Here is a 20,347-nt window from a genome sequence, read left to right on the forward strand (position 1 = left end):
CTCGACACATGAGTGACGCACCGCCCAAAGCGGACCAGGAATCCAGCCTGAAAATTTATTTCCGGCTGCTGGGCTATGTGAAACCGTACCTCGGCATGTTCCTGCTGAGTATCGTGGGCTTCGTGATCTTTGCTTCGACCCAGCCAATGCTCGCCGGGATTCTCAAGTACTTCGTGGATGGCTTGAGCAATCCCGATGTGGTGTTCCTGCCCAAGGTTCCGTTTTTCAAGGACCTGAAGTTGCTGATGGCCGTGCCGCTGCTGATCATCCTGATCGCCGCGTGGCAAGGCCTCGGGTCTTTCCTGGGCAACTACTACCTGGCCAAGGTTTCCTTGGGGCTGGTGCATGACCTGCGGGTCCAGCTGTTCAACAAGCTATTGGTGCTGCCTAACCGCTACTTCGATACCCATAACTCGGGGCACCTGATCTCACGCATCACCTTCAACGTGACCATGGTCACCGGCGCTGCCACGGATGCGATCAAGGTCGTGATCCGCGAAGGCCTGACGGTGGTGTTCCTGTTCGGTTACCTGCTGTGGATGAACTGGAAACTGACCCTGGTGATGCTGGCGATCCTGCCGCTGATCGCAATCATGGTCGGCAGCACCAGCAAGAAATTCCGCAAGCAGAGCAAGAAGATCCAGGTGGCGATGGGTGACGTGACCCACGTCGCCTCCGAGACCATCCAGGGCTACCGTGTGGTGCGCAGCTTCGGTGGCGAAGACTATGAGCAGCGTCGCTTTGCCGCCGCTAGCCAGGGCAACACCGACAAGCAATTGCGCATGAACAAGACCGGTGCGGTCTATACGCCGATGCTGCAGCTGGTGATCTACACGGCCATGGCTGTGTTGATGTTCCTGGTCCTGCTGTTGCGCGGTGACGCCACGGCGGGCGATCTGGTTGCCTACATCACCGCGGCGGGCCTGCTGCCCAAGCCGATCCGCCAGTTGTCGGAAGTCAGCTCGACGATCCAGAAAGGCGTGGCGGGTGCCGAGAGCATCTTCGAACAGCTGGATGAAGTGCCTGAAGTCGACGGCGGTACCGTGGAGCGTGATCGCGTCAGCGGTCGCCTGGACGTGCGCAACCTGAGCTTCACTTACCCAGGTACTGAACGCGAGGTGCTCAAGAACATCAGCTTCAGCGCAGCCCCTGGGCAGATGATCGCTCTGGTTGGCCGCTCAGGCAGCGGCAAGTCGACCCTGGCCAGCCTGATCCCGCGTTTCTACCATCATGAAACCGGGGAAATCCTGCTGGACGAGGTCGAGATTGAAGACTACCGCCTGCGCAACCTGCGCCGGCATGTAGCCCAGGTTACCCAGCACGTGACTCTGTTCAACGACACCGTGGCCAACAACATCGCCTATGGCGACCTGGCCGACGCGCCGCGTGCCGACATCGAGAAAGCTGCGGCCGATGCCTACGCCATGGACTTCATCTCGGAGCTGCCAAAAGGCCTGGACACCGAGGTCGGTGAAAACGGCGTGCTGCTCTCCGGTGGTCAGCGCCAGCGTCTGGCAATCGCACGGGCCCTGCTGAAAAATGCCCCGCTGCTGATCCTGGATGAGGCGACATCGGCGCTGGATACCGAGTCCGAGCGGCACATTCAAGCTGCGTTGGATAAGGTCATGAAAGGTCGCACCACCCTGGTGATCGCGCACCGTTTGTCCACTATCGAGAAAGCCGACCTGATTCTGGTGATGGACCACGGTGAAATTGTCGAGCGTGGTACGCATGTCGAACTGCTCGCCAAAGGCGGCTACTACTCGCGGTTGCATGCGATGGGGCTGGACGAGCCGGTCGCGAACAACATCACCTGATCCGACGGGGCGCGCAATGCGCCCCGTTGTTTGTATCGAGTTCCTTACAGGGCTTGACCAAAGCCAAATAATTCGTTGCCTATCGTTTGTTATGTTGGCCTTCTCGATTCGAATGACGAACGAGAGGGCTAACCTTCTTGCGTGGGTAATGGAATGTTGCAACGTCTGTTCTGGAAAATGCTTCCCAAGCACCAGAGGGTGTTTCTGCTGGGGCGTTTGTCGGTGGTTGACCGTCAGGCGGTGAACAAATCCCTGTCTGGGGTGATCACCCTTAATCCCGCGTTCGAGCGACACAAATGCGTGTTTATCCATGTGCCAAAATGCGCCGGCAGCAGCGTGTGCTCGGCGCTTCTTGATGGCCGCTGGCCGGGGCATCTGCCGTATTACTGGTATCAGCAGCAGTTTCCCGAACACTGCGAGCGCAGTTTCAAGTTTGCCTTTGTGCGTGACCCGCTGGAGCGGGCTTACTCGGCCTACACCTACTTGCGCGGCAACCACATGGGTGCCCGCGACGTGCAAGCCCAGGCACTGGTCAGCAGCTACCGTGACTTCGACCAATTTGTGGCCGGCTGGCTGCACCCGGACAACCTGCGCCGCCAACTGCATTTCGCGCCCCAGACCGACTTTCTGGTTGATCACCTGGGCGGGATGGCTATGGATTTTCTCGGCCGTCAGGAATCGCTGGAACAAGATTTCCAGCACCTGTGCGAGCGCCTCGGCGTGACCTCATCCCTGCCACATCTGAATATTTCACTGGGGCGGCGCAGCGAGCCGGTCAGGGCGTTCTGCTCGGTGCGTACGCGCCGTTTGGTCAGGCGCGCCTATAAGCGTGATTACGAGGTGTTGGGTTATGAATAACCAGTCGCTTGCCAGTGAGTCCGCTGCCATTCGTCCCTTTGCCCTGTCGTTGTCGGCGGCGGCACGGGCCGCGCTCAAGCATCAACAGCCGTGCTGCCTGTGGTTGACGGGGTTGTCCGGTTCCGGCAAGTCGACCCTGGCCAATGCCCTTGAGGTGCAACTCAACGAGCAGGGCCGGCACACCTTTGTGCTCGATGGCGATAATTTGCGCACGGGGTTGTGCAATGACTTGGGCATGAGCGATGCGGCGCGCAAGGAAAATATCCGGCGCATTGGCGAAGTAGCGCGGTTGATGGTCGATGCGGGATTGATTGTGATTGTGTCAGCGATCTCGCCGTTCAGCGTCGACCGAGCAACCGCAAAGGCGCTGTTCGGGCCGGGGCAATTCTTTGAGGTTTACGTCAGCACGCCGTTCGACGTGTGTGCTCGGCGTGACCCCAAGGGTTTGTACCGAGCGGCGTTGGATGGGCGTATCAAAGCGTTCACCGGTTTGGACAGCCCCTATGAGGCGCCGAGCGCGGCTGACTGTGAGATCAACACCGATGAGGTCGAGCTGGCCGATGCCGTTGAGCAGATCCTGGCGGTTTTGTTTAAAAAATAACCAGTTTTGGCGCATGGCGCATTGCGGATAAAGCTCTCGAACTAGGCAGCGCTCACCCTGTGCTAATATCGCGCCCCTGTTCATTTTGTATGTGGGTTGCTCCATGAAGTTGTCCATGCCGCGATTCGATCAAGCCCCTGTCTTGGTGGTCGGCGATGTCATGCTCGACCGTTACTGGCATGGCGGTACCTCACGGATTTCCCCTGAGGCGCCGGTACCGGTAGTCAAGGTCGAGCAAATCGAAGACCGTCCGGGTGGCGCTGCCAACGTTGCCCTCAATATTGCCGCCCTCGGCGCCCCGGCCTCCCTGGTGGGTGTGACCGGCGACGACGAAGCCGCCGACAGCCTGGCCAACAGCCTGCGCGGTGCTGGCGTGCGTGCGCTGTTCCAGCGCATTGCCCACCAGCCGACCATCGTCAAGCTGCGGGTCATGAGCCGTCACCAGCAGTTGCTGCGTATCGATTTCGAAGAACCCTTCGCCACCGACGCCTTGGCCCTCAGCGGTCAGGTCGACGAGTTGCTCGAAGGCATCAAGGTGCTGGTGCTGTCCGACTACGGCAAAGGCGCATTGAAGAATCACCAAGTGCTGATCCAGGCCGCCAAGGCCAAGGGCATCCCGGTGTTGGCCGATCCCAAGGGCAAGGACTTCTCGATTTACCGGGGCGCCAGCCTGATCACGCCGAACCTCAGCGAGTTCGAAGCCATCGTCGGCGGTTGTGCCGATGAGCACGAACTGGTGACCAAAGGCGCGGCACTCATGGCCGATCTCGACCTCGGTGCCTTGCTGGTAACCCGTGGCGAGCACGGCATGACCCTGCTGCGTCCAGGCCACCCGCCGATGCACCTGCCGGCGCGGGCCCGTGAAGTGTTCGACGTCACCGGCGCCGGAGACACCGTGATTTCTACCCTGGCCGCTTCCATCGCGGCCGGCGAAGAGCTGCCTCACGCCGTGGCCCTGGCCAATCTGGCGGCGGGCATCGTGGTCGGCAAACTGGGTACCGCTGCCATCAGCGCACCTGAGCTGCGCCGCGCCATCCAACGCTCCGAAGGCTCGGAGCGCGGTGTGCTGACCATCGAGCAATTGCTGCTGGCGATTGACGACGCTCGCGCGCATAACGAAAGCATTGTGTTCACCAACGGCTGCTTCGACATCCTGCACGCCGGCCACGTGACTTATCTGGAGCAGGCGCGCGCCCAAGGCGATCGCCTGATCGTTGCGGTCAACGACGACGCTTCGGTCAGCCGCCTGAAAGGCCCTGGCCGTCCAATCAACAGCGTCGACCGGCGCATGGCCGTGCTGGCTGGGTTGGGTGCAGTGGACTGGGTGATCAGTTTCCCTGAAGCGACCCCGGAAAATCTGCTGGCTCAGGTCAAGCCGGACGTTCTGGTCAAGGGCGGCGACTATTCCGTCGACCAGGTGGTCGGTGCGGATATCGTCAGCGCCTACGGCGGCAAGGTCAAAGTGTTGGGTCTGGTTGAGAACAGCTCGACCACGGCGATTGTCGAAAAGATCCGCAATAATGAGTAAGTCTGATCCGTTGGTTCTGATCACCGGTGGCGCGGGCTTTATTGGCTCGCACCTCGTGGATGCCTTGCTAGCTAAGGGCTACGCGGTGCGTGTGCTGGACAACTTGTCCACAGGCAAACGCAGCAACCTGCCGTTGCACAACCCGCTTGTCGAGCTGCTCGAAGGTGATGTCGCCGATGCCGGGCTGGTTGCGCGTGCCGCTGTTGGCGCAACGGCGGTGGTGCACCTGGCGGCGGTCGCGTCCGTGCAGGCCTCGGTGGATGATCCAGTCAGCACGCACCAGAGCAATTTCGTCGGTACCCTGAATGTCTGCGAAGCCATGCGCAAGGCAGGCGTCAAGCGCGTGGTCTTTGCATCCAGCGCAGCGGTGTATGGCAACAACGGCGAAGGTGCTTCGATTGACGAAGAGACTACCAAGGCGCCGTTGACGCCCTATGCGTCCGATAAGCTGGCCGGCGAGCACTACTTTGATTTCTATCGCCGCCAGCATGGTCTGGAGCCGGTGATTTTCCGCTTTTTCAATATCTTCGGGCCGCGCCAGGACCCGTCGTCGCCATACTCCGGCGTGATCAGTATCTTCAGCGAACGTGCACAGCAGGGTTTGCCGATTGCCGTGTTTGGCGATGGCGAGCAAACCCGCGACTTCATGTACGTGGAAGACCTGGTTGACGTGTTGGTGCAGGCGATCGAAGCGCCGCAGGCTCCTTTGGGGGCGATCAACGTGGGCTGGAACCGTACCACTACGCTCAAGCAAGTGCTGCAGGCGCTGGAAGAAGCGGTGGGCTCCTTGCCATCCGTGACTTACGGGCCGGCGCGGTCGGGGGATATTCGGCATTCACGGGCGAACAACCAGCGGTTGTTGGCGAGTTTCATGTTGCCGGAACCTACCCCGCTGAAAGTCGGCCTGGAACGACTGCTTAACGGCTAACCATCAATTCAATGTGGGAGTGGCAAGCCCTCTCCCACATTTAGATTGCAGTTTAGCCCTTGGCCTTTTTCTTCGGCACGATCTTGCGCAACACGCGCCGCGCCAATCCCTTCAACTTCGACTCCTTCTCCGGCTCCGCCAGACCTTGCTGTCTCAGCCAATCCTTCCAGCGAATGCGCTCTTCCCGCACCAGCCAGCCTTCCTGCTGGGCGAAGCTTTCCGCCAGGTACAAACCGCGCGTACTGGCCGGGTACAGTTGGTCTTTCTTCACCGTGTACAACTCAGGAAGGGGCTGGCCGTCTTTTAGCGGCATCAGGTACAAGTCCGGACGCTTGCGGTCCAGGCGCGCGACCAACTGGTCGCCTTCCAGGCGCTCATCCACATGGAACAGGCTCAGCGACTTGGCTTCCTTCGGCACTTCCAGGCGAAGGTCGTAGATCAATTGCAGCGATGCCGTGGGCAAATGCACATAGGCCCGTGGTCGTTCGATCAACTGGGTGGTGGCGCAACGCACCGGGCGGGCCGCACCGGATAGCGGGCTCAGGCGAAACGGCAGCGCTTCGCGGTAATGCAGCGCCGCGGAGTAGGGCGCCGGCAGCCAGGTGTCATTGAAGCGCCCGCCGAGCCAGCCTTCGGGTGTTTCCAGCAGGCACTCTTCAGCAATTTCCTGGATGGCGGTGTGCAGTGGCAAGTTCAGCTCGTGGGCCGGGACGTAGCCGGAGATCAGCTTGAGCACCACATCACCACGGTCCTGGCGACGCTGGCGCACCAGCACCCAGTAATCGCGGTTTTGCCAGTGCAGGGTCAAGCGTACCGACACGCCGAGGTTGGCCAGTTCCAGCACGAAACGTTCCGAGTCTGCCACCTCCACCGGCTTGCGCCGTTGCAGGGTCTGGGCGAAGTTGAGCGGCATGCCCACGCTCTGATAGCTCAGGCCTTCAGGGGTGGCTTCGACGTGCAGCGGCAGTGTTTTAAAGTTGCTGGGGTTTTTTCTTATGAGCGTTCGCGGCATGTCGGCTCCTTTTTGCGACGGGGTCGGCCGCGTGGGCGGCATCAGAGTTGACGAATGACCTTGGCAGCGGTCGCCACGTTATGGGCCAGGTGCAGCGGATTAATGGTCCCGACAATAGCACTGGCGACGCCGGTTTGCGCAAACAACAGCATGAAACTGGCATGTATTGGATCCATTCCGGGCTCCAGGCAAACGTGGCCGCTGGCCAGCGCCTTTTTGACCAAGATGCCCTTGCCATGGGCCGCTGCATAATCAATGACGGCTTTCTCCGCCTGTTCGTTCAAATTGTAGGTGACCATCGCGCAATCACCTTGTTCCAGAGCCTTCACGCCGCCTTCGACGGTTTTGCCGGAGAAGCCGAAACCGCGAATCTTGCCCTCTTTTTTCAGCTCTGCGAGGGTCTGGTAGACCTCGCACTCGTTGAGGATGTGCAGGTCGTTACCATCGGAATGCACCAGCACCAGGTCGATAAAATCCGTTTCAAGTCGTTTCAAGCTGCGCTCAATGGACAGCCGAGTGTGGGCGGCACTGAAATCGTGCTGGGAGACACCATTTTCGAACTCTTCGCCTACCTTGCTGACGATCACCCAATCCTTACGTTGGTCGCGTAACAGCGGCCCCAGGCGTTCTTCGCTGCGCCCATAAGCCGGCGCGGTGTCGATCAGGTTGATGCCAAGCTGACGAGCTTGGCGCAGTAGCATTCGCGCTTCGTCGTCATCCGGAATCTGGAAACCGTTGGGGTATTTAACACCCTGGTCGCGGCCCAGCTTGACGGTGCCCAGGCCCAGCGGCGATACCAGAATGCCGGTGCTGCCCAAAGGGCGATGCAGGTCGTGCAAAGTTGGCAGGCTCATGGCAACAGTTGCTCCCAAGCTGGAACGCCGAGGGCGGGTTTTGGCAGGTCCGGCAGCGGTTCAGCTGCGCTTGGGCGGATGCCGTCACGTTCGAGGCTGTTAATTACGCGATCGGCGAAGTCAGGCGCCAACGCCAGTTTGGTCGGCCAGCCCACCAGCAGGCGACCTTCGTCGGCGACAAAGGCGTTGTCGGGACGGCTGAGGCCTGATTGCAGCGGTTCGGCGCGGTCGACGCGCAGAGTGGCCCAGCGGGTTTGGCTCATGTCGATCCAGGGCAGCAATTGCGCGAGTTCTTTCTGGGCGGTGGCGATTTGTTCCTCGGGCGTACGTGCAACGCCGTCGGCCTCGGCAATATCACCGCCCATGTACCACACCCAGTTGCCATCGGCAGCCGGGTGGGTGGTCACGGTGATACGTGGCTTGGTGCCGCCGCCCAGACAGTGAGCGTACAGCGGCTTCAGGCCTGGGCCTTTGGCGATGATCATATGCAGTGGACGTTTTTGCATGGCCGGATTGTTCAGGCCAAGGGTGCTCAGCAGTTCAGCGGTGCCGCCGCCAGCGCTCAAGACAATGCGCTGGGCGCGGATTTCACGGCCATCCACCTTCAAGCCCACCAGCGTGTTGGCGTCCAGCAACGGTTCGATATGTTGACCAGCAAGCAAGCCGTCACCGGCAAGCTGCGCGAGGCGTTCGATCAGGCTTGGTACATCAACCACCAACTCGGCCAGGCGATACACCTTGCCCTTGAAGCGGCGGTCTTGCAGTGCCGGTGGCAGGTCGTCGCCCTTGACCTGATCGACACGGCCACGCACGGCCTTGCTGGCAAAAAAACTGGTGAGGTTGCCGGCGAGGGTGCCGGGGGACCACAGGTAGTGGGCTTCGGACAGCAAACGCACGCCCGACAGGTCCAGTTCGCCGTTGCCCGCCAAGGCTTCACGCCAGCGGCGCGGCATGTCGGCAATCGCTTCGGAGGCGCCGGTAAGGGCGCCATGAAGGGCGTATTTCGCACCGCCGTGAATAATCCCCTGGGACTTCACGCTTTGCCCGCCACCCAAGGTGGCGCTCTCCACCACCACCGTGGAAAACCCCTGGCGGCGCAGCCGCGCATTCAGCCAGAGGCCGGCAACCCCGGCGCCGACAATCAGAACGTCGGTGGAAATAACGGATGGCATGGGCGACCTCAGTGTTCAAGACAAGAGGCGCAGTATACAGGCTGTTGAGTAGCGGTCAGTGCCCGGCGGTTTTCGAGAACAACTGGATGACCACCACGCCCAGTACAATCAGCCCCATCCCCAGCATCGCCGGGACATCCAGCTTCTGCCCATAGATAAACAGCGCCGCGATACTGACCATCACGATACCCATCCCGGCCCACACGGCGTAGGCCACACCCACCGGCACTGTGCGCACCACCAGCGTCAGCATCCAGAAGGCCACGCCGTACCCGACGACTACCAGCAACAACGGGATCGGCGTGCTCCAACCCTTGATGGCTTTCATCGAGACGGTAGCGATCACTTCCGAGCAAATGGCGATAGCCAGGTAGTAGTAGGCAGGGTTCATGGCGTCAATCCTCGGTGTGCAGCGCACTTGATAAGGTCGGCATTTTAGGGCTTTACCAGATGGGGTAAAGTCATTACCTATCCGATTTGAAGATGGGTTGGCCATGCAGTGGAATCTTGAACAGATGCGTCTATTTGTCGACGTCGCCGAGCAGCGTTCGTTTTCAGCGGTGGCGCGTGGGCAGCGCAAGGCGCAATCGGCGGTAAGCAATGGGATTGCATTGCTGGAAGCGGACTTGGGGGTGAGCCTGTTTGAGCGTAGCAGCGGGCGCCAGCCGCGCCTGACTGAAGCCGGTAGCGTGTTGCTGGAGGAAGCACGCGAAGTGTTGCGCCAATGTGAGCGGCTCAATGGCCGCGCGCTGTCACTGACCCGTGGTGAAGAAGCTTGCCTGCGATTGGCTCAGGACGAGGCAATGTTGTTCCAGCCGGTGCTCGATAGCCTTGAGGCGCTGGCGGTGCAATACCCGTTGCTGGAAGTGCAACTGTCCAGTGCCGCCCAAGGCGACGTGGCGCGCAAATTGGTGGAGCGCAAGGCAGACCTGGGCCTGTTGTTCTATCACGACCAGATTCCCGAGGCCCTTGAGCGGCGCGTGGTGGGCAGTGTGGAAATGGTCACCGTCTGCGGCGTGAACCATCCGCTGGCCAAGGACGGGTACGTGACGTGCCAGCGCTTGGCCCAGTACCGGCAGCTGTTGATGTCGACTCAGACCAGTGTCTACCCCGGCAGCGAAGCAGCCAGTCCGCTGGTGTGGCGCGCCGACAGTTTCTACGTATTGGCCGAATGGCTGATGAGTGGGCTGGGCTGGGCCTGGTTGCCGCGGCATATCGTGCAATACCCGACCTATCAGCAACAAATGGTGGAGCTGGACAGCGAATGGACGCCGCCGGCCCTGGTCGTGGAGCTGGTATGGCGTCGCGACGAGCACCTTGGGCCTGCTGCGCGTTTCCTTGCCGAACGTTTTGCCGAGTGCCTGCGGGCGATTGATTGAAAAAGTGGATAAACTCCGCCGCCATGAATAGAACTCTCTACAGCTGTCTGTTTTACCTGGCGCTGCCGTTGGTGGCTTTACGTCTGTGGCTGCGCGCGCGCAAGGCACCGGCCTACGCCAGGCGCGTGGGCGAGCGGTTTTCCTATGGCTTGCCGGTGATGCAGCCTGGCGGAATCTGGGTGCATGCCGTGTCAGTGGGCGAAAGCATTGCCGCTGCGCCGATGATCCGTGGGCTGCTGGAGCGTTATCCACAGCTGCCGATCACCGTCACTTGCATGACGCCCACCGGTTCCGAGCGGATCCAGGCGTTGTTCGCCAACGAGCCGCGTATCCAGCACTGCTATTTGCCCTATGACTTGCCGTGCGCCGCCAAGCGTTTTCTCGATCGCGTGCAGCCCAAGCTCGCGGTAATCATGGAAACCGAACTGTGGCCCAACCATATCCACGCCTGCGCCCAGCGCGGAATTCCGGTGGCGCTGGCCAATGCGCGGCTGTCGGCGCGCTCTGCCAAGGGCTATGGGCGTTTCGCCAAGCTGACGGCGCCGATGCTGGCTGAAATGAGCTTGTTTGCTGTGCAGACGCACACCGAGGCCCAACGTTTCTTGAGCCTGGGCGCGCGGCCGGAGACTGTGGAAGTGACCGGCTCTATCAAGTTCGACCTGACCATCGACCCGCAGCTACTTGAGCGTGCCGCCGCCTTGCGCGAGCAATGGGGCGCCAGCGAGCGTCCCGTGTGGATCGCCGCCAGTACTCACGAAGGTGAAGATGAAGTGGTGTTGGCCGCTCATCGTCAGTTGCTCAGCCACTATCCCAACGCGTTACTGATTCTGGTCCCGCGTCATCAGGAACGCTTCGGCCCGATGTTCGACCTGTGCAAGCAGCAAGGATTTGCCACGGTGCGCCGTTCTACAGGCGAGCCCGTAAGCGCACAAACCTCAGTGCTGCTCGGCGATACCATGGGCGAGTTGCTGTTTCTCTACGCCCTCGCCGACAGCGCCTTCGTCGGCGGCAGCCTGGTGGCGACCGGTGGGCACAATCCTCTGGAGCCGGCGGCACTGGCCAAGCCGGTGATCATGGGGCCCCATGTGTTCAACTTCCTCGAAATCACCGCGATGATGCGCGAAGCGGGTGCGTTGCGTGAGGTGGATGACGCTGAAGGGTTGGCCGAAGCCGTGCGACAGCTGTTCGAACTGCCGCAGGATGCGCGCAAAATGGCGCAGGCGGGGCTCAAAGTGATGCAGGCTAATCAGGGCGCGCTGAAGCGGTTGCTGGATGGTTTGGGCCGATTGATCGCTCGCTGACCCAGCGCCGATCCAAAGGTAGGAGGGCGCTTGCTTCTGATAGCAGAGTGTCAGTCAAAACGACTGACCTGAAAGATTGCTATCGGGAGCAAGCCCCCTCCCACAGTTGTTTTGTAGTGTGCTCAGTATCCCGGGCGGGCCTTGAGTTGTTCGGCAGCGGCCTTGGCGAGGTCTGGCGGCAGGAAGTCCTTGTCCGGGTTGTAGTCCGCCTTGAGGTAGCGTGCCAGGTCTTCCAAGTCCCCTGGGTTCAAGGTGCCCGCCGCCTGCTTCAAGCGCAGGTTGTCGAGGATGTAGTCGTAGCGGCTGTTGTTGTAGTTGCGCACCGACGAGTAGAGCTGGCGCTGTGAGTCCAGCACGTCGACGATATTGCGCGTACCCACCTGGTAACCGATTTCCGTGGCTTCCACCGCGCTCTGGTTAGAGATGATCGACTGGCGGCGCGCTTGCACCTGTTCCACATCGGTGTTCACCGCGCGGTGCAGGTTGCGCGTATTTTCCACCACCTGGCGGCGCAGGCCCTCGCGCTGCTGCTCGGTCTGGCCCAGACGCGAGTAGGACTCACGCACTTGCGAGCTGGTCAGGCCGCCGCTGTACAGCGGGATACTCAGGCGCAGGCCGATGGTGCGCTGCTCGACGTCGCCGCGATACGGCGTGCCGAAGGCATTCGGGTTGCTGAAACCGAGCGCGTCGTTGTCGCCTTTTTCGTATTGCGCCACTGCGTCCAGAGTCGGCGCATGACCGGCCTTGCGCTGTTTGAGGGTTTCTTCAGCGGCGGTGACGGCGTAGTTGCTGGCCAACAGATTCAGGTTTTGGCGGCCAGCGGTTTCGACCCACGCCTTGGCGTCGTTCGGAAGCGGCGGCAACACCGGCAACGTGTGCACGATGCCTTGGATCGAGTTGTATTGGCGGTTGGTCAGCGTAATCAGCGCTTCAAAGGCGTCTTCCACCTGGCGCTGAGCCAGGATCCGGTTGGCGCGAGCGGTGTCGTAGCTGGCCTGGGATTGCAGCACGTCGGTCTTGTCCGACAAGCCCACATCGAAGCGCTCGTTGGACTGGTCCAGTTGGCGCTTGAATGCATTTTCTTCGGCCTTGGTGGAGGCCAGGTTGTCCTGGGCGCGCAGCACGGCGAAGTAACTTTCGGCGCTCTGCAGAATCAGGTTCTGTTCGGTGGCCGACAGTTGCAATGCGGCCTGCTCGTTGACGGCTTCGGCGGCTTGCAACTGGAACCAGCGGTCGGCGCGGAACAGTGGCTGGCTCAAGGTCGCGCGCCAGGAATGGGCGTCACGGTTGGCGGTGGCCGAGGGCGTGTCGATCTGGGTGCGCACATTGTTGATATCGGCACCAGCCGACAGATTCGGCAGCAACCCGGCGCGTGCCTGGGGTACCACTTCTTTTTGCGCACCGTATTGGGCGCGGGCGGCGGCCAGGTCGGCGTTGTTATCCACCGCTTCCTGATAGACGCTGACCAGATCGGTTCTGGCAGACAAGGGCGCTTCAGCTGCCCAGACCATTCCGTTGGTCGCACAAGACACGGCAACAGCCAGTGAAAGTTTGCGCAGCATGAGGCGATCCCTAGTGTGAATATTACGACGATAATTTAGCGCCCAAGGCTACGGCTGGTCATTTCTGGCGTCAAGCCTTGAGGCGGCATCCGAGTGTAGTGGCGCGACCCCGGCACAACAATCTTGTAATTGCGCCATTCATCACGCTGAATGCTCCACTGTTGGCAATTTGCCCACGCCATGGTCTAGACTGGCCGCGTTCTTGTCGGGGTGCCTTGTTGGAAGGCTGAGATCGGTAAATACCGGATCCCGTTGAACCTGATCAGGTTAACGCCTGCGTAGGGAACAAGATTTCTCGTCACCCGGCGAGTCCTCTTGTGCTTCGTCCGGGATGCTGTTCGACAATCGAACAGTCCTCGTGCGCCAAGCACAGCACTGGTTTCAGTGCGTCCATCCGTCACAGGTTCGCTCCGACAAAAATCCACCGCCTGGATAAGTTGGAGCCCGTGATGACTACAAAACTAAAAAGCACTGTGCATTTAAGTGAATCGGCCAAGGTCGACTCCGGTTCTGTGCAGCCGTTTACCCGCTCGCAAAAAATCTACGTGCAAGGCACTCGCCCGGACATTCGTGTGCCGATGCGTGAGATCAGCCTGGACGTGACCCCTACCGACTTTGGCGGTGAAATCAACGCACCTGTGGTGGTCTATGACACCTCCGGCCCGTACACCGACCCCAATGTGATCATCGACGTGCGTAAAGGCCTGGGCGATGTGCGCTCGCCGTGGATCGAAGTACGCGGCGACACCGAGCGCCTGTCCGGCCTCAGCTCGCATTTCGGCCAGCAGCGCCTGAGCGATGCCGAACTGACCGCACTGCGCTTTGCCCATGTGAAAAATCCGCGCCGCGCCAAGGCCGGCGCCAACGTCACCCAGATGCACTACGCGCGCAAAGGCATCATCACCGCCGAGATGGAATACGTCGCCATCCGCGAAAACATGAAGCTCGAAGAAGCCCGCGCCAGTGGTCTGTTGGACCAGCAACACGCCGGCCACAGTTTCGGTGCCAGCGTGCCGAAAATCATCACCCCCGAGTTTGTGCGCGAAGAAATCGCCCGTGGCCGCGCAATTATCCCGGCCAACATCAACCACACCGAGTTGGAGCCGATGATCATCGGCCGTAACTTCCTGGTGAAGATCAACGGCAACATCGGCAACAGCGCCTTGGGTTCGTCCATCGAAGAAGAAGTGGCGAAACTTACCTGGGGCATTCGCTGGGGCTCGGACACGGTGATGGACCTGTCCACCGGCAAGCACATCCACGAAACCCGCGAGTGGATCATCCGTAACTCGCCAGTGCCAATCGGTACCGTGCCGATCTACCAGGCCCTGGAAAAAGTCGGCGGCGCCGCCGAAGACCTGACTTGGGAGCTGTTCCGCGACACCTTGATCGAACAGGCCGAGCAGGGCGTCGACTACTTCACCATCCACGCCGGCGTGCTGCTGCGGTACGTGCCGCTGACTGCCAAGCGCGTCACCGGCATCGTGTCCCGTGGCGGTTCGATCATGGCCAAGTGGTGCCTGGCGCACCACAAAGAGAACTTCACCTATACGCATTTCGACGAAATCTGCGAAATCATGAAGGCCTATGACGTCAGCTTCTCCCTCGGCGACGGCCTGCGCCCCGGCTCGATTGCCGACGCCAACGACGCCGCGCAGTTCGGCGAGCTGGAAACCCTGGGCGAACTGACCAAGACCGCCTGGAAGCACGACGTGCAAACCATGATCGAAGGCCCCGGCCACGTACCGATGCAGTTGATCAAAGAGAACATGGACAAGCAGCTGGAGTGCTGCGACGAGGCGCCGTTCTACACCCTCGGCCCACTGACCACCGACATCGCGCCGGGTTACGACCACATCACCTCCGGTATCGGTGCGGCGATGATCGGTTGGTTCGGTTGCGCCATGCTGTGCTACGTCACGCCCAAGGAACACCTGGGCCTGCCGAACAAGGATGACGTGAAGACGGGGATCATCACCTACAAGATCGCCGCCCATGCCGCCGACCTTGCCAAAGGCCACCCGGGCGCGCAGATCCGCGATAACGCCTTGAGCAAGGCGCGCTTCGAGTTCCGCTGGGAAGACCAGTTCAACCTCGGCCTTGACCCTGATACCGCGCGCTCCTATCACGATGAAACCCTGCCGAAGGACTCGGCCAAGGTCGCGCATTTCTGCTCAATGTGCGGGCCGAAATTCTGCTCGATGAAAATCACCCAGGAAGTGCGTGAATACGCGGCCAACCAGCGCATTGAAGCGGTGGATGTGGACGTGGCCAAGGGCTTGGCGGAGCAGGCGGAGCGGTTCAAGCAGGAAGGTAGTCAGCTTTATAAGAAGGTCTGATCCGAGGTTGCAGGTGCTTTTAAGGGCCTCATCAGGGGCAGGCCTCCTCCCACACTTGAACGTGTTCGCCATTCAAAATGTGGGAGGGGGCTTGCCCCCGATAGCAATCTTTCAAACAACACATGCCCCTCAGAGATAACACCCTTGAACATTCAACCGAGCACCTACTCACCGGACATCGCAGTCCCCCAAGACAAACGTGTCTTCGGCGCCCGTGACCTGTTCTCCCTATGGTTCTCCCTCGGCATTGGCCTGATGGTCCTGCAAACCGGCGCTTTGCTTGCGCCGGGGCTGGGCCTGTCGGGTTCATTGCTGGCAATCTTCCTCGGCACTCTGGTCGGCGTGTTGTTGCTGGCCGCCGTCGGCGTGATCGGCAGCGACACCGGCCTGTCCGCCATGGCGGCGCTCAAGCTCAGCCTCGGTGCCAAAGGCGCGAGCCTGCCCGCGTTGCTCAACTTGCTGCAGTTGATCGGCTGGGGTTCATTCGAAATCATTGTGATGCGCGATGCGGCCAGCCTGTTGGGTACGCGAGCATTCAGCGAGGGCAGCCTGCTGGCCAGCCCGTTGCTGTGGACGCTGTTTTTCGGCGGCTTGGCGACGCTGCTGGCAGTCAGCGGTCCATTGACCTTTGTGCGTCAGATCCTGCGCAAATGGGGCATCTGGCTGCTGCTCGCCGCCTGTCTGTGGCTCACCTGGAACTTGTTCGCCAAGGCTGATTTGGCCGCGCTATGGGCTCAGGTCGGTGATGGTTCGATGCCGTTCGCCGTGGGCTTCGATATTGCCATCGCCATGCCGCTGTCCTGGTTACCGCTGATTGCCGATTACTCCCGTTTCGGTAAGCGCGCTAAAAGCGTGTTCGGCGGCACCGCGGTGGGCTTCTTTATCGGTAATTTCTGGCTGATGAGCCTGGGCGTGGCCTACACCCTGGCATTTGCGCCGAGCGGTGAAGTGAACGCGCTGCTCCTTGCTTTGGCTGGCGCCGGCCTGGGGATTCCGCTGCTGCTGATCCTGTTGGACGAGTCGGAAAATGCTTTTGCCGATATTCACTCGGCGGCGGTGTCCAGCGGGGTTCTGTTGCGCTTGAAAGTCGAGCATCTGGCGTTGGCGATCGGTGTTATCTGCACCTTGATCGCCTGTTTCGCGCCGTTGGCCCAGTACCAGAACTTCCTGCTATTGATCGGCTCAGTGTTTGCGCCGTTGTTCGGCGTGGTGCTGGTGGATCATTTCATCCTGCGCCGTCGTGGTCAGGGTGTGGTTGCCGGCCTGCGTTGGCCGGCGCTGTTGGCCTGGTTAGGTGGCATTGCCACTTACCATCTGTTGGCCAATCTGTACCCGGATGTCGGCGCAACCCTGCCGGCGCTGGTGCTGGCAGGGCTGCTGCAGTTCGTCCTGGGTCGGGCCTTCAGCGGCGTGCGGGTACCAGCTCAGGCTTGAGAATGCCGTCCAGGCGCGAGTAGGGAATCTGCAACTCGACATGGCCCAAGGCATACGGCGCGATGGTGGTGGTGGGGTACTTGAGGACCACGCCACCATAGGTCAGCGCAACGTTCGGGGTTTTCTGGAAGGGGTAGGTTTTCACAAACTCCGGCTCCAGGCTCAGGCGGGTGCTGATCAACCAACTGTTGTGTGCCACTTGGGCGGCTTTCCAGAAGGCGTCCTCTTTACCCGGCAGTAGCATGTCGGTGAGCGAGAGGGCCTTTTGCTGCTGGCGCGAATAGTTGATGAATGCGCGGCCCGGCTCGCCATGGGTGGCGCCCTGGTCCAGATAGCTGGACAGTTCGATGATCACCAAGCCGTCATGCTGCTCCCGTACCTTGGCCTGCAAATACATGCTGTTGCTTGGGGCCGCGGTTTTCAGGAATTGCTCGCGATAGGTCTCAAGGCTGGTCGGCAGCGGGTTGGCGCCGGTCATTTCCAGTAGGCGCTGTTCGATCAGCGCGTCCAGCTTGGGTTCCTTGGCGAAGTGCACGGTGTCGATATTCACCAGCGCGCAATCGGCGCTGGCGCAGCCCGGCCGGGTTTGTTCAGTGGTGTCGCGGGTGGCTTCCAGCGGGGTACGCCAGTTGGGTTGGAACAAGCTTTGGCAGGCGCCGAGGGTCAAGGCGATGCAGGCCACGGAGGCGATTTTTAAAAGCGACATGGGTGTCCTTCGTCTATCGATAAGAGCGAAATTGTGCAGCTTCGACTACCAGCAAGGCAGTCAGTTCGCCACTAAGCTGATTAGAGTGAGTTTGACGCCCGCCGTCTATCCCGGCAACCGGAAAGGGGCTGCATCCGAGGGCGGGAGCGCGTTAGGATGGCGCGAATTGCTCAGGCATAACGAGGAAGGGATATGACGGACACAGCAAAATCGACGCCGAGCACAATCGAAATTGTTCAGCGCGACAATGCCTACAAGGGCTTCTACCAGCTTGATCGCGTGCAACTGCGCCACGAAAAATTCGATGGCGGCATGAGCCGGGTGATCAACCGCGAAGTCTTCGTCCGTCACGACGCGGTGTGTGTCTTGCCGTACGACCCGCAGCGCGATGAAGTGGTGTTGATCGAGCAGTTCCGTGTAGGCGCCATGGGCCGCAGCAACAACCCTTGGCTGGTGGAAATGGTCGCGGGCCTGATCGACAAGGATGAAGAGCCGGAGGAGGTTGCACACCGCGAAGCCGAGGAGGAAGCTGGGCTGACGTTCTCCGCGCTGTGGCCGATTACCAAGTATTTCCCGTCGCCCGGTGGCAGTACCGAGTTTGTGCATTTGTACCTGGGCCGTTGCGAGAGCGCCGGTGCAGGTGGTGTCCATGGATTGGAAGAAGAGGCAGAAGATATCCGCGTCACCGTCTGGGCCTTCGAAGATGCCCTGCAAGCGGTGCGCGACGGCAAGATTTCCAACGCAGCCAGCATTATCGCCCTGCAATGGCTTGCGCTTAATCGCGCGGAAGTGAGGGGGTTATGGCAGTAAAGGCACGGGAACGTTATCGAGTCGACCTGATCGGGCTGCAAGCCGCCTGCGAAGCCAACTATGCGCGGTTGATGCGCCTGTTGCCCGATATGCGCCACGCCCCCGAGGCACGGCGCATCGGCGTAACCCATGGCGACCAAATGCTCGGCGTACTGGCCCTGGAAGTTATCGTCAACTGTCCGTACACCACCACCCTGCGCGTTCGTCAGGAGCACAGCCTGCCTTGGCTGCCGGTGCCGCAACTGGAAGTGCAGGTTTACCACGACGCCCGCATGGCCGAAGTGATCAGCGCCGAACATGCACGACGCTTCCGCAGCATCTATCCTTACCCAAATGTGTTCATGCACCAGCCCGATGAGAAAGCACAGCTCAATGTGTTCCTCGGCGAGTGGTTGAGCCATTGCCTGGCTCTGGGTCATGAGTTTGAGGTCGTGCGGTAGATGTGAACTGCGTCTGCTTCCTTGGGTTTCCTCTTTGCGTTCTGCCCCAGCATAATCGCCCCAGTTGTCTATTCCTGTGATTGCCTTGGGAGAGCGCCTTGCCGAGCGTATCCACCGTGAACCCCGATGCGCCGGCGTTGCTGGTGCAACTGTCCGACAGCCACCTGTTTGCCGAGGCCGACGGCACGCTGCTGGGTATGAATACCCGTGAGAGCCTGCGGCGTGTAATTGAGTTGGTGTGCCAGCAACAGCCGCAAATCGACCTGATAGTGGCTACCGGGGACTTGTCCCAGGACGGCACGCTGGAGTCGTACCAGCAATTTCGCGACATGACCGCATCCATCGGCGCCCCTGCCCGCTGGATTCCCGGTAACCACGACGAGCCGCAAATCATGGCGCACGCCGCTGCGCACAGCGACCTGCTTGAACCGGTGGTGGATGTGGGCAACTGGCGCATCACACTGCTGGACTCTGCCGTACCGGGCTCGGTGCCAGGCTACCTTCAGGACTCGCAACTGCAATTGCTGGCCCAAGCCCTGAGTGAAGCCCCCGGCCGTCATCATCTGGTGTGCTTTCACCATCACCCAGTGTCTTTCGGCTGTGCGTGGATGGACCCCATCGGCCTGCGCAATCCCGAAGCGTTGTTTGCCGTGCTGGACCGCTTTCCCCAAGTCAGGGCAGTGCTCTGGGGGCATGTGCACCAGGAAATCGACCGCGAACGTAATGGCGTGCGCCTGCTAGCGTCGCCGTCTACGTGCATCCAGTTCGCGCCGGGCAGCGAGGACTTCAAGGTCAGTGAGCAGGCGCCGGGGTATCGTTGGTTGCGTTTGCATGCCGACGGGCGGCTGGAGACCGGGGTAGAGCGCTTGGTCGGGTTCGCGTTTACGGTGGATTACGGTAGCAACGGCTACTGAGATTTACCTGTAAACTGCGCGCTTTTGGCGCAAGCACGGAGAGCCCGGTATGTCTGCTTCGATCCTGTATATCCACGGTTTCAACAGTGCGCCGGCGTCCAACAAGGCCAGCCAGCTCATCACCGTGATGAACAGCCTCGGCCTGGCCGACCAACTGCGCGTGCCGGCGCTGCATCACCACCCCCGTCAGGCAATTCCTCAGTTGGAGCAAGCCATTGCCCAACTGGGGCGGCCACTGCTGGTCGGCAGCTCACTCGGCGGCTACTATGCAACCCATCTTGCCGAGCGCCATGGCCTCAAGGCGCTGCTGGTCAACCCGGCGGTGAGCCCCCATCGGATGTTCGACGGCTACCTGGGCACCCAGAAGAACCTCTACACCGATGAAACCTGGGAACTGACCCACGACCACGTCACGGCACTCGCCGAGTTGGAAGTGCCGGCACCCCAGGATGCTGCGCGTTATCAGGTGTGGTTGCAGACCGGGGATGAAACCCTGGATTATCGCCTCGCCCAACAGTATTACCGGGCCTGCGCCTTGCGCATCCAGGCCGGTGGCGACCATGGTTACCAGGGGTTCGCCCAGCAATTGCCGGCGCTGTTGAGCTTTGCCGGCATTGGCGCAGATCAGTATCAATCCTTCGATTTTTCGGCACTGTAATTGCCTTGAAAACCGCAGGTTACTTTTTAATCGA

The 20,347-nt window shown here is 60.7% G+C and carries 19 protein-coding genes and 1 riboswitch; of the genes, 13 read left to right on the forward strand and 6 right to left on the reverse strand.

Features of this window, described 5'->3' with window-relative positions; all coding sequences use genetic code 11:
- Window positions 1-8: 8 nt before the first annotated feature.
- The 5 genes from msbA (at window position 9) to BW43_RS04860 (ending at window position 5,732) form a co-directional block, all read left to right on the forward strand.
- Window positions 9-1,817: a lipid A export permease/ATP-binding protein MsbA gene (gene msbA, locus BW43_RS04880; protein WP_032890412.1), complete on the forward strand. Its 1,809-nt coding sequence runs from the start codon at window positions 9-11 to the stop codon at window positions 1,815-1,817.
- Window positions 1,818-1,970: 153 nt separating this feature from the next.
- Window positions 1,971-2,675 (forward strand): sulfotransferase family 2 domain-containing protein, encoded by a 705-nt coding sequence (locus tag BW43_RS04875; RefSeq protein ID WP_032890414.1) that lies wholly within the window; start codon window positions 1,971-1,973, stop codon window positions 2,673-2,675.
- The gene (gene cysC, locus BW43_RS04870; protein ID WP_032890416.1) at window positions 2,668-3,276 is read left to right on the forward strand and encodes an adenylyl-sulfate kinase; all 609 of its coding nucleotides are present in this window, start codon (window positions 2,668-2,670) and stop codon (window positions 3,274-3,276) included. Before BW43_RS04875 ends, cysC begins: the two co-directional genes overlap by 8 nt.
- A gap of 103 nt (window positions 3,277-3,379) precedes the next feature.
- Complete coding sequence (gene hldE / locus BW43_RS04865; RefSeq protein ID WP_032890418.1) at window positions 3,380-4,804, forward strand: bifunctional D-glycero-beta-D-manno-heptose-7-phosphate kinase/D-glycero-beta-D-manno-heptose 1-phosphate adenylyltransferase HldE; 1,425 nt, start codon at window positions 3,380-3,382, stop codon at window positions 4,802-4,804.
- The gene (locus BW43_RS04860; protein ID WP_032890419.1) at window positions 4,797-5,732 is read left to right on the forward strand and encodes an NAD-dependent epimerase/dehydratase family protein; all 936 of its coding nucleotides are present in this window, start codon (window positions 4,797-4,799) and stop codon (window positions 5,730-5,732) included. The genes hldE and BW43_RS04860 overlap by 8 nt, the downstream gene beginning before the upstream one ends.
- A gap of 52 nt (window positions 5,733-5,784) precedes the next feature.
- Here the strand turns inward: BW43_RS04860 and BW43_RS04855 are convergent, their stop codons facing one another.
- The 4 genes from BW43_RS04855 to BW43_RS04840 are packed head-to-tail and all read right to left on the reverse strand — an operon-like array spanning window position 5,785 to window position 9,161.
- Window positions 5,785-6,744, reverse strand: a complete 960-nt coding sequence (locus tag BW43_RS04855; RefSeq protein WP_032890421.1) for a hypothetical protein — start codon at window positions 6,742-6,744, stop codon at window positions 5,785-5,787.
- A 41-nt stretch (window positions 6,745-6,785) separates the two neighbouring features.
- Window positions 6,786-7,598, reverse strand: a complete 813-nt coding sequence (locus BW43_RS04850; RefSeq protein WP_032890423.1) for an aldo/keto reductase — start codon at window positions 7,596-7,598, stop codon at window positions 6,786-6,788.
- A complete protein-coding gene (locus tag BW43_RS04845) occupies window positions 7,595-8,770 on the reverse strand; it encodes an FAD-binding oxidoreductase (protein ID WP_032890424.1) in 1,176 nt (391 codons plus the stop codon). Before BW43_RS04845 ends, BW43_RS04850 begins: the two co-directional genes overlap by 4 nt.
- A 55-nt stretch (window positions 8,771-8,825) precedes the next feature.
- The gene (locus tag BW43_RS04840) at window positions 8,826-9,161 is read right to left on the reverse strand and encodes a multidrug efflux SMR transporter (RefSeq protein WP_032890426.1); all 336 of its coding nucleotides are present in this window, start codon (window positions 9,159-9,161) and stop codon (window positions 8,826-8,828) included.
- 97 nt (window positions 9,162-9,258) lie between these two features.
- Here BW43_RS04840 and BW43_RS04835 point away from each other — a divergent pair, with 97 nt between their 5' ends.
- Window positions 9,259-10,149: a LysR family transcriptional regulator gene (locus tag BW43_RS04835; RefSeq protein WP_032890428.1), complete on the forward strand. Its 891-nt coding sequence runs from the start codon at window positions 9,259-9,261 to the stop codon at window positions 10,147-10,149.
- A 23-nt stretch (window positions 10,150-10,172) separates the two neighbouring features.
- Complete coding sequence (waaA, locus tag BW43_RS04830) at window positions 10,173-11,450, forward strand: lipid IV(A) 3-deoxy-D-manno-octulosonic acid transferase (RefSeq protein WP_032890430.1); 1,278 nt, start codon at window positions 10,173-10,175, stop codon at window positions 11,448-11,450.
- A gap of 122 nt (window positions 11,451-11,572) precedes the next feature.
- Here waaA and BW43_RS04825 read toward each other — a convergent pair whose 3' ends face one another.
- Complete coding sequence (locus BW43_RS04825; RefSeq protein WP_032890432.1) at window positions 11,573-13,012, reverse strand: TolC family outer membrane protein; 1,440 nt, start codon at window positions 13,010-13,012, stop codon at window positions 11,573-11,575.
- A gap of 196 nt (window positions 13,013-13,208) precedes the next feature.
- Window positions 13,209-13,314, forward strand: a riboswitch (TPP riboswitch).
- Between the two features lie 147 nt (window positions 13,315-13,461).
- On the opposite strand from BW43_RS04825, the gene thiC reads away from it, so the two are divergent.
- Both thiC and cytX read left to right on the forward strand, forming a co-directional pair.
- Window positions 13,462-15,351, forward strand: coding sequence for a phosphomethylpyrimidine synthase ThiC (gene thiC / locus BW43_RS04820; protein ID WP_032890434.1), 1,890 nt, complete (start codon window positions 13,462-13,464; stop codon window positions 15,349-15,351).
- 144 nt (window positions 15,352-15,495) lie between these two features.
- Window positions 15,496-16,785: a putative hydroxymethylpyrimidine transporter CytX gene (gene cytX / locus BW43_RS04815; RefSeq protein WP_032890436.1), complete on the forward strand. Its 1,290-nt coding sequence runs from the start codon at window positions 15,496-15,498 to the stop codon at window positions 16,783-16,785.
- On the opposite strand, the gene BW43_RS04810 is transcribed toward cytX, so the two are convergent.
- The gene (locus tag BW43_RS04810) at window positions 16,754-17,491 is read right to left on the reverse strand and encodes an RsiV family protein (protein ID WP_032890438.1); all 738 of its coding nucleotides are present in this window, start codon (window positions 17,489-17,491) and stop codon (window positions 16,754-16,756) included. The two genes, cytX and BW43_RS04810, sit on opposite strands and share 32 nt — an antisense overlap.
- A 192-nt stretch (window positions 17,492-17,683) precedes the next feature.
- On the opposite strand from BW43_RS04810, the gene BW43_RS04805 reads away from it, so the two are divergent.
- The 4 genes from BW43_RS04805 to BW43_RS04790 all read left to right on the forward strand — a co-directional run bounded on the left by BW43_RS04805 (window position 17,684) and on the right by BW43_RS04790 (window position 20,313).
- On the forward strand, window positions 17,684-18,301 hold the full coding sequence (locus BW43_RS04805) for an NUDIX domain-containing protein (RefSeq protein ID WP_032890443.1): 618 nt from the start codon (window positions 17,684-17,686) through the stop codon (window positions 18,299-18,301).
- Window positions 18,292-18,741 carry a DUF1249 domain-containing protein gene (locus BW43_RS04800; RefSeq protein WP_003171323.1) on the forward strand — a complete coding sequence of 150 codons (450 nt, stop codon included), beginning with the start codon at window positions 18,292-18,294 and terminating at the stop codon, window positions 18,739-18,741. The genes BW43_RS04805 and BW43_RS04800 overlap by 10 nt, the downstream gene beginning before the upstream one ends.
- 98 nt (window positions 18,742-18,839) lie before the next feature.
- Window positions 18,840-19,655, forward strand: coding sequence for a 3',5'-cyclic-AMP phosphodiesterase (gene cpdA, locus BW43_RS04795; protein WP_032890445.1), 816 nt, complete (start codon window positions 18,840-18,842; stop codon window positions 19,653-19,655).
- 49 nt (window positions 19,656-19,704) lie between these two features.
- The gene (locus tag BW43_RS04790; protein ID WP_032890447.1) at window positions 19,705-20,313 is read left to right on the forward strand and encodes a YqiA/YcfP family alpha/beta fold hydrolase; all 609 of its coding nucleotides are present in this window, start codon (window positions 19,705-19,707) and stop codon (window positions 20,311-20,313) included.
- The last annotated feature ends 34 nt before the right edge of the window (window positions 20,314-20,347 follow it).

Source organism: Pseudomonas sp. RIT357 (genome assembly GCF_000632245.1).
GTDB classification, from domain to species: domain Bacteria; phylum Pseudomonadota; class Gammaproteobacteria; order Pseudomonadales; family Pseudomonadaceae; genus Aquipseudomonas; species Aquipseudomonas sivasensis.